Raw genomic sequence first — 9,109 nt, 5'->3', positions numbered from 1 at the left:
GACATTAAGAATCCATGTCACTTTGAGTGCCCACACAGATTGTCTGATAAATTGTTAAAGAGCAGTTGCGACGCGCTTCGGCGCTCTGTCGCGAGGTGGCGTATATTACGCTTTCCTCTTTCAGAGTCAACCCGTTATTTCAGGATTTTTTCTCTTCAACCGACCGGGTTATCTGTGAAGTGATTCATATCCGCCGTGTCGATGGAGGCGCATTATAGGGATCCCAGTTTTTAGCACAAGTATTTTTTAGATCTTTTTTTCCAACTGATGATTTTCCGTTCTTTTCGCTGAAAACCCACCCGATCCGCTTAAAAATTGACGCATTTTGCCTTGCCTCGATCCAGGAATACGATCAAAGTCTTCTTTAATAGCGCTCATCTGTATCGAGGTAGATATGTTTGCAGTATTACGTCCTTATAAAGATCTGTTCCCCCAAAAAGGCGATCGCGTGATGATCGATACCAGCAGCGTGGTCATTGGTGATGTTCGCATGGCCGAGGATGTCAGCATCTGGCCACTCGTCGCGATCCGGGGCGATGTTAACTACGTTGCGATCGGTGCACGCACCAATATTCAGGACGGCAGCGTGCTGCATGTGACTCATAAGTCATCTTATAACCCTGAGGGCAATCCGCTCATCATTGGGGAAGATGTCACCGTTGGTCATAAAGTGATGCTCCACGGCTGCACAATCGGTAACAGGGTGCTCGTTGGGATGGGATCGATTTTGCTGGATGGCGTCATAGTAGAAGATGACGTAATGATTGGCGCAGGAAGCCTTGTTCCGCAAAACAAACGTCTGGAAAGTGGCTATCTCTATTTAGGCAGTCCGGTTAAACAGATCCGCCCCCTAAAAGAGGCGGAGATCGAAGGATTGAAATACTCAGCGAACAATTACGTTAAATGGAAGAATGACTATCTGGATCAGGATAACCAGACCCAACCCTGATCGTCTTCCTGCTGATCGCGGATCAAATCGCTGGCTTCCTCTTCCAGATCCCAGCGATTTTCGCAAAAGACCGCTAACGGATCTGAACCACCAAAGCGCTGATGCAACGTCTCCCCTTTAATCGCACAGGTGAGCTGCATTCCATGCACCAGCACCGGGAAACAAACCGCTTGCTTATTTTCATCCCAGATTTCTCTGTCGGGAAAATGAATCGCCTGATTCATGCCATCAGTTCCTGTTTCAGCTTTTCGATCACCGGTTCTACAGCAGGTAACACGCCATGCCAGAGTAGCACCGCATGAGCCGCCTGCCCCACCAGCATGCCCAGACCATCAGCCACGTGTTTTGCCCCCTGTTGTTCACACCAGGTCAGAAATGGCGTTTTCCCTTTTTGATAAAACATGTCATAGGCGTAGATGTGGGAATGAACCAGGGATGCAGGAATCGCCGGGATCTCTCCATTAATACCGCTTGAGGTGGCATTAATCACAAGATCAAATTCGTGACTCGCGAGATCGTCAAGTGCTACCGCAGTTACGCTGCCTGTGTGTGCGAACAACGCCGCCAGCTCTTCTGCTCTGGAGAAGGTACGGTTGGTGATTGTCACCGCACAATCCAGCGAAAGAAGAGGAAGCAATACGCCGCGCGACGCGCCACCCGCGCCGATCAGCAGGATCCGAAAGCCTGGTTTAATAAACGACAATCGCTCCAGATCGCTGAGTAAACCTATGCCATCGGTGTTATCGCCAAGAAGGCGACCATCTTCAAGCCGCTTAAGGGTATTGACGGCACCAGCGAGCGAGGCACGCTCGGTCAGCTCATCCGCACGCCCGAAAGCCTCTTCTTTAAAAGGCACCGTGACGTTCGCACCTTTACCACCCGCATCAAAAAAGCTATTCAGCGTCGGTATAAATGCATCAACAGGCGCAAGAACCCGACCATACGGGTGATCTATCTGCAATTGCTCTGCAAACAGCTGATGGATCAGAGGCGACTTGCTGTGGGCGATCGGGTTACCAAAAACAGCATAGGTTTCCATAACATTATCCCTGGCGAAAACGTTCGCCGGTCAAGGCATCGCGAATTTCTGACGGGTTAAGACGACCCCCGGTTTCACCCACGGCTACAGGGAAATCATTCCCGAACTGCGCCAGAACTTCTTCTGTTGTCCGACAAGGGGGAAGCCCGGTCAGGTTGGCGCTGGTTGAAACCAGGGGTTTACCAAATGCCTGGCATAACTCCACCACCAAGGGATGGTCGGTAACGCGTACCGCGAGTGAATCGAAACGCCCGGTTAACCAGCGCGGCGTTGTCGGTTGTGCAGGAAAGACAAACGTAACGGGACCTGGCCACACAGAGAAAATGGTTTCCCGCTGTGCAGGCGTCAGCATGGAATCATCAATATAAGGCTTAAGCTGCTCGTAGTTCGCAGCGATCAAAATCAATCCTTTTTCGACAGGCCGCTGTTTTAGCGCCAGCAGACGGTTAACGGCGACTTCGCTGTCAGGATCGCACCCGACCCCGAAAACGGCTTCTGTTGGATAGGCGATGACTTCTTCTTTTTTCAGGATGTCCACCGCCTGCGCGATGGAGCCTGATGGCAGGTTATTATTCACTGATTTGATCCGCCGAAACCGGCTTTCCACATTGTTTACTGGCGCAAAAGCGTTTCAAGCCTTGCGCGGTTTTCTTTTCTATAAGTAACGGATAATCGCAATGAGGGCAGACGCCCGCTACTGGTTTGAAATTGATAACGAACTGGCATTCAGGATAGCGATCGCACGAATGGAAGGTCTTGCCATAACGAGAGCGGCGCTGCACCAATTGACCACGCTGGCACTGAGGGCAGGCAATTGCCGTTTCATCTGGTTTATCAATTTGTTCCGTATGTTCACATTCCGGATAGCGGCTGCATCCGATAAACATCCCGAACCGCCCCTGCCGCAGCGCCAGTTCGCCGCCACAGAGTGGACAAAGCTGTCCCTCCAGAATTTTGACGATATGTCCGTCCGCCTGGCTTTTCAGGGGACGGACATAATCACATTCCGGATAGTGTGAACAACCGAGAAACGGACCGTGTTTCCCGGACCGAATAACAAGTTCAGCCCCACACTGTGGGCAGGGCTCGTTTTTATGCACCGTGAAGAGTGCTGATTTGGCCATAACAACTCTTGTTGCTGCACATAGAATTAATGCAGCATACCTTCATTCACTTCAAAGAGTAATTCTTCCATTTGCTGATAGGCATTTTCACAGCCTGGGATGTTGAACAGAACCATCAGGATCACCCATTTGAGATCTTCCAGTTCAAATTCAGCAGTATCCAGCGCCATGACGCGCTCTATCACCATCTCTCTCGTTTCGAGGTTTAGCACCTGAATCTGCTCAAGGAATAAAATGAATCCCCGGCAGCTGGCATCCAGCCTTTCACACTCTTCAGCTGTATAGATGCGCACAGACAATGGGTCAGAAGCAAGCTGCATCGGTTCGGCGAGGCCGTCCTGATAATCAGCCAACTTATCCAGCCACATCAACGCATTATAAATATCTTCCCGCTCAAAACCTGCGTCGGTCAGATCCCGTGTTAATTTGTCCTGATCCACCTGCATTTCTGCTTCGTTGTGGATGTAAGTCTCAAACAAATACATCAGTACGTCGAACATGGCATGCCCTCCTTAATCGGACATAGCCGCCGGGTACAGCTGCGATCCACCCTGCTAACTCCAGTTCGAGTAGCTGTGCTACCGTTACTGGCACAGGTTGGCCGGCACGTTCAGCGACAACGTCAACAGGTGTTACCTCATCTCCTACGTTAGCCAGGAGCTTGGGAAATGGCAATGCTACTGCCTCCTGATCCGATGAAATATGTCGCTTTTGGAGATCATCCTGCAACCAATGCAATCCATATTGCAAATTTTCCAGGATATCCTCTTTACAGGTCACCAGCGTCGCCCCCTGTTTTATCAGCCAGTGAGGGCCTTCGCAGCCAGGGTTCCCCAACGGGCCGGGTAGCGCAAAAACTTCACGCCCCTGCTCCAGTGCGCACCTTGCGGTAACCAGCGATCCACTCCGAATCGCAGCTTCGACCACCAGCACGCCCTGGCTTAACCCACTGATGATCCGGTTACGCCGTGGAAAGTTACCCGGTCTGGGCGATGCCGAAAGTGAAAACTCAGACACTATCGCCCCCTCTGAAGCGATAAGTTGCTCAGCCAGAGTGTGATGACGACGCGGATAGAGACTAAAAAGACCATTGCCAAGCACGGCGACACTTCGCCCTTTTGCTGACAACGCCGCATGATGTGCCACACCATCGATGCCGCAAGCCAGGCCACTGGTGATCGTAAAGCCACATTGGGACAGCTGTTCACTCAGCATTTTCCCCCACCGCTCGCCATACCACGAGGGCGCACGGCTGCCCACAACCGCAAGCTGCATGCTATTAAGCACGTCAACGCGGCCTCGCACAAATAGCGCCCCGGGAAAATCAGGTATAGAACGTAACAATGGCGGAAAGCGAGGATCATCCGCTGTGAGAAGGTGGTTGTCGGTGTGTTCCAGCCATTCCAGACTACGTTCAAGCTCACTCTCACTGAACGAAAAAAACTTTACGGCATGTTTGGGCGAAAGCCCTGACGCGTTGACAGCTTCAGCATCGACGGTTGCCTGGCGAAGCAGCCTCTGCGCAATCTCCAGCATCGCGTCACCGTATAACGACCCGATGTTTATAAGCCGTAACCATATCTCTGTGGACGTCATCCTTTTCCCTGCCATAAGCAGCCTCAGCAATCTTTGCGATTGGTCACTGATGCTGTCAATCGACCGGGGATTTGTCTAGAATAGAAGTAATATTCTTATCAACTCCTGAACACGACTCTGGAAATTTATGGCAGTTTTGCAAGTGTTACATATTCCTGACGAGCGCCTTCGCATCGTCGCGGAACCGGTTAAAGAAGTGAATGCAGAAATTCAGCGTATCGTCGATGATATGTTCGATACCATGTACGCTGAAGAAGGCATTGGCCTTGCCGCAACCCAGGTAGACATTCACAAACGTATTATTGTGATCGACGTTTCTGAAAATCGTGATGAGCGCCTGGTGCTGATCAACCCTGAGATGCTGGAAAAAAGCGGCGAAACAGGTATTGAGGAAGGCTGTCTGTCTATCCCTGAACAGCGCGCTTTGGTGCCACGTGCCGAAAAAGTTAAAATCCGCGCACTGGATCGTGACGGCAATCCGTTTGAGCTGGAAGCCGACGATCTGCTGGCGATTTGTATTCAGCATGAGATGGATCACCTGGTCGGTAAGCTGTTTATCGATTACCTCTCACCGCTGAAGCAACAGCGTATTCGTCAGAAAGTTGAGAAACTGGATCGTTTGCGTTCTCGCGCTTAACGCCCCCCGGATACAAGGAATAACGTGTCTACATCACTACGTATAATCTTCGCGGGTACCCCTGATTTTGCGGCGCGTCATCTCGACGCGCTGCTATCGTCTGGTCATCAGATTGTTGGCGTATTTACTCAGCCTGATCGTCCGGCTGGCCGCGGTAAAAAATTGATGCCTGGCCCGGTTAAAGTGCTGGCAGAAACGCATGGTTTGCCGCTTTTCCAGCCTGCATCATTACGACCTCAGGAAAACCAGCAGTTAGTGGCAGACCTGAACGCTGACGTGATGGTAGTTGTGGCTTACGGCCTCATTCTGCCGAAAGCGGTACTCGATATGCCCCGCCTGGGCTGTGTTAACGTTCATGGTTCCTTGCTCCCACGCTGGCGTGGTGCAGCCCCTATTCAGCGCGCTCTGTGGGCAGGCGATGCTGAAACTGGCGTGACAATCATGAAGATGGACGTAGGTTTAGACACGGGCGACATGCTGTATAAACTGGCGTGTCCCATTACCGCAGAAGATACCAGCGCCACGCTGTATGACAAGCTGGCGGATCTCGGTCCGCAGGGGCTGATTGAGACGTTGCAACAGCTTGCTGACAATACAGCGTCACCTGAAGTGCAGGATGAGGCACAGGTGACCTATGCTGAAAAACTGAGTAAAGAAGAAGCCCGGATCGACTGGTCCCTGTCAGCAGCTCAACTCGAACGCTGTATCCGCGCCTTTAATCCATGGCCGATGAGCTGGTTGATGATTGATGAGCAGCCAGTGAAAGTCTGGAAAGCTTCAGTTATTAACGGCAATACTTCGGCAGAGCCCGGTACGATTATCGACGCCAGCAAAAACGGTATCCAGGTTGCGACCGGAGAAGGGATCCTGAATCTTGAATCGCTGCAACCGGCCGGTAAAAAGGCAATGAGCGCGCAGGATCTATTAAATTCCCGTCGTGAATGGTTCATCCCTGGCAATCGCCTTGCCTGAACAAATTTACTCTTAAGGCCCGGTGTTTCCGGGCATTTTTATTTTTACGGTTATGAAAAGACAAAATCTACGCACTATGGCGGCTCAGGCCGTTGAGCAGGTTATCGAGCAGGGCCAGTCACTGAGTAATGTCCTGCCTCCACTGCAACAAAAGGTTTCCGATAAAGACAAAGCACTGCTTCAGGAGCTGTGCTTTGGCGTGCTGCGCACCCTCTCTCAGCTTGAATGGTTAATTAATAAGCTGATGTCACGCCCGATGAGCGGCAAGCAGCGTACCGTGCATTATTTGATCATGGTCGGTTTCTACCAGCTTCTTCATACCCGCATTCCACCTCATGCTGCGCTGGCTGAGACAGTGGAGGGTGCCGTTTCGATTAAACGTCCTCAACTGAAAGGGTTGATTAACGGCGTGCTGCGTCAGTTCCAGCGTCAGCAGGACGAACTGCTGGCAGAATTTGCGCAAAGCGAAGCGCGCTTCCTGCACCCTGAATGGCTGCTGAATCGCCTTAAAAAAGCCTACCCACAGCAATGGCAAGACATTGTGGATGCCAATAACCAACGTCCGCCGATGTGGTTACGCGTCAATCGTAACCATCATACCCGCGACGCATGGCTGGCCCTGCTGGAAGAGGCCGGAATGAGCGGCTTCACACACGCTGCTTATCCTGATGCGGTTCGTTTAGCCTCCCCTGCACCGGTACATGCATTACCCGGTTTTGAAGAGGGCTGGGTAACGGTACAGGACGCATCCGCTCAGGGCTGCATGACCTGGCTTGAACCGAAAGACGGGGAGCAGATCCTTGATCTCTGTGCAGCGCCAGGGGGGAAAACAACGCATATTCTGGAAGTGGCGCCGCAGGCCAGCGTGATGGCCGTGGATGTTGATGAGCAGCGTCTTTCACGCGTCTATGACAACCTCAAGCGTCTGGGTATGAAAGCACAGGTTAAGCAAGGCGATGGACGTAAACCCGCAGACTGGTGTGGTGATACCCGGTTCGATCGTATTTTGCTGGACGCCCCTTGCTCTGCAACCGGCGTGATTCGTCGTCATCCCGATATCAAATGGCTGCGTCGCGATCGTGATATCAAGGAGCTTGCCCAGTTGCAATCCGAAATTCTGGATGCCATCTGGCCGCATCTCAAACCCGGCGGAACCCTGGTGTATGCAACCTGCTCTGTTCTCCCGGAAGAGAACCGTCAGCAAATTGCGGCCTTCCTGAAACGCACCCCGGACGCTACGCTGCATGATACGGGAACACCTGAGCACCCGGGTCTGCAAAACCTGCCGGGCGCAGAAGAGGGTGATGGTTTCTTTTACGCTAAGCTAATCAAAGAGTGATGTTGAGAACAGGTCACGAAAGATGAAAATTATCATTCTGGGCGCAGGGCAAGTTGGCGGAACGCTGGCGGAAAATCTCGTGGGCGAAAACAACGATATCACCATTGTGGATACCAATGGCGATCGCCTGCGCGTTTTGCAGGACAAGTTTGATCTTCGTGTTGTACAGGGGCACGGCTCTCACCCACGAGTGCTTCGGGAGGCGGGCGCGGACGATGCCGACATGCTGGTTGCAGTAACCAGTTCTGATGAAACCAACATGGTTGCATGTCAGGTGGCCTACTCGCTTTTCAACACACCGAACCGCATCGCCCGCATTCGCTCCCCGGACTATGTCCGGGATGCGGAAAAGCTGTTTAATTCCGAAGCAGTACCTATCGACCATCTTATTGCCCCTGAACAGCTGGTTATCGACAGTATTTATCGTCTGATTGAGTACCCGGGCGCGTTGCAGGTTGTGAACTTTGCGGAAGGAAAAGTAAGCCTGGCGGTTGTGAAGGCTTATTACGGCGGCCCGCTGATTGGTAATGCCCTGTCGACAATGCGCGAGCATATGCCACATATCGATACGCGTGTTGCGGCGATTTTCCGTCACGACAGACCTATTCGTCCGCAAGGGTCCACCATTGTCGAAGCCGGGGATGAAGTCTTCTTTATTGCGGCTTCTCAGCATATCCGTGCGGTGATGAGTGAACTTCAGCGTCTCGAAAAACCGTATAAACGTATTATGCTGGTTGGCGGCGGTAATATTGGCGCAGGTCTGGCGAGACGGCTGGAAAAAGACTACAGCGTGAAGCTGATCGAACGAGATCAACAGCGCGCGTCGGAGCTGGCTGAAAAGCTTCAGAATACTATCGTGTTTTATGGCGATGCTTCGGATCAGGAATTGCTGGCCGAAGAGCATATCGATCAGGTTGATCTTTTTATTGCCGTCACCAACGACGACGAAGCGAATATTATGTCCGCCATGCTCGCTAAACGTATGGGGGCGAAAAAAGTAATGGTGCTTATCCAGCGTAAGGCTTATGTCGACCTGGTACAGGGTAGCGTAATTGATATTGCTATTTCGCCTCAGCAAGCCACCATTTCTGCCCTGCTAAGCCATGTACGTAAAGCGGATATTGTCGGCGTGTCGTCTCTTCGTCGTGGTGTTGCTGAAGCCATTGAAGCCGTCGCTCATGGGGATGAAACGACGTCGCGCGTTGTTGGTCGCGCGATCGACGAAATTAAACTTCCACCAGGCACCATTATCGGCGCCGTAGTACGAGGTAACGATGTCATGATCGCCAATGATAATTTACGTATTGAGCAGGGTGACCACGTTATTATGTTCCTGACCGATAAAAAATTTATTACCGACGTCGAGCGTTTATTCCAGCCAAGCCCGTTCTTCCTGTAATGATTTGGGTGCTCAGACGAGAGCACCCAAATATTAACCTTCTAATTTTCATGC

Annotated in this window: 11 protein-coding genes; 5 read left to right on the top strand and 6 right to left on the bottom strand. The window is 51.8% G+C overall.

From position 1 onward, the window contains the following. Positions 1–394: 394 nt before the first annotated feature. On the top strand, positions 395–949 hold the full coding sequence (locus SK62_RS01505) for a gamma carbonic anhydrase family protein (protein ID WP_023295516.1): 555 nt from the start codon (positions 395–397) through the stop codon (positions 947–949). Here the strand turns inward: SK62_RS01505 and SK62_RS01500 are convergent. From SK62_RS01500 to dprA, 6 genes are read right to left on the bottom strand one after another with little or no spacing between them, the layout of a single operon-like run. Continuing rightward, positions 925–1,173 carry a DUF1488 family protein gene (locus tag SK62_RS01500; RefSeq protein WP_015571398.1) on the bottom strand — a complete coding sequence of 83 codons (249 nt, stop codon included), beginning with the start codon at positions 1,171–1,173 and terminating at the stop codon, positions 925–927. The genes SK62_RS01505 and SK62_RS01500 overlap by 25 nt on opposite strands. Beyond that, a complete protein-coding gene (aroE, locus tag SK62_RS01495; protein ID WP_032104911.1) occupies positions 1,170–1,988 on the bottom strand; it encodes a shikimate dehydrogenase in 819 nt (272 codons plus the stop codon). Before aroE ends, SK62_RS01500 begins: the two co-directional genes overlap by 4 nt. 4 nt (positions 1,989–1,992) lie before the next feature. Continuing rightward, positions 1,993–2,565 carry an L-threonylcarbamoyladenylate synthase type 1 TsaC gene (tsaC, locus tag SK62_RS01490; protein WP_017693886.1) on the bottom strand — a complete coding sequence of 191 codons (573 nt, stop codon included), beginning with the start codon at positions 2,563–2,565 and terminating at the stop codon, positions 1,993–1,995. Next, positions 2,558–3,112 carry a DNA topoisomerase family protein gene (locus SK62_RS01485; RefSeq protein ID WP_017383725.1) on the bottom strand — a complete coding sequence of 185 codons (555 nt, stop codon included), beginning with the start codon at positions 3,110–3,112 and terminating at the stop codon, positions 2,558–2,560. The genes tsaC and SK62_RS01485 overlap by 8 nt, the downstream gene beginning before the upstream one ends. 26 nt (positions 3,113–3,138) lie before the next feature. Next, on the bottom strand, positions 3,139–3,612 hold the full coding sequence (smg, locus tag SK62_RS01480; protein ID WP_000460665.1) for a DUF494 family protein Smg: 474 nt from the start codon (positions 3,610–3,612) through the stop codon (positions 3,139–3,141). Next, positions 3,584–4,708: a DNA-protecting protein DprA gene (gene dprA / locus SK62_RS01475; RefSeq protein ID WP_047718860.1), complete on the bottom strand. Its 1,125-nt coding sequence runs from the start codon at positions 4,706–4,708 to the stop codon at positions 3,584–3,586. Before dprA ends, smg begins: the two co-directional genes overlap by 29 nt. A gap of 127 nt (positions 4,709–4,835) precedes the next feature. Between dprA and def the strand changes: the two genes are divergently transcribed. From def to trkA, 4 genes are read left to right on the top strand one after another with little or no spacing between them, the layout of a single operon-like run. Next, on the top strand, positions 4,836–5,345 hold the full coding sequence (def, locus tag SK62_RS01470) for a peptide deformylase (protein WP_015571402.1): 510 nt from the start codon (positions 4,836–4,838) through the stop codon (positions 5,343–5,345). Between the two features lie 24 nt (positions 5,346–5,369). Further along, a complete protein-coding gene (gene fmt / locus SK62_RS01465; RefSeq protein WP_047718856.1) occupies positions 5,370–6,317 on the top strand; it encodes a methionyl-tRNA formyltransferase in 948 nt (315 codons plus the stop codon). Between the two features lie 52 nt (positions 6,318–6,369). After that, on the top strand, positions 6,370–7,656 hold the full coding sequence (rsmB, locus tag SK62_RS01460) for a 16S rRNA (cytosine(967)-C(5))-methyltransferase RsmB (RefSeq protein WP_047718863.1): 1,287 nt from the start codon (positions 6,370–6,372) through the stop codon (positions 7,654–7,656). A 22-nt stretch (positions 7,657–7,678) separates the two neighbouring features. Further along, a complete protein-coding gene (gene trkA, locus SK62_RS01455; RefSeq protein ID WP_003863337.1) occupies positions 7,679–9,055 on the top strand; it encodes a Trk system potassium transporter TrkA in 1,377 nt (458 codons plus the stop codon). Positions 9,056–9,109 lie beyond the last annotated feature (54 nt).

This window comes from Enterobacter sp. BIDMC109, from assembly GCF_001037885.1.
Taxonomy (GTDB): Bacteria; Pseudomonadota; Gammaproteobacteria; order Enterobacterales; family Enterobacteriaceae; genus Enterobacter; species Enterobacter hormaechei_C.
Note: the sequence above shows the minus strand (reverse complement) of the source record. Positions and strands in the feature narration are given on the sequence as shown.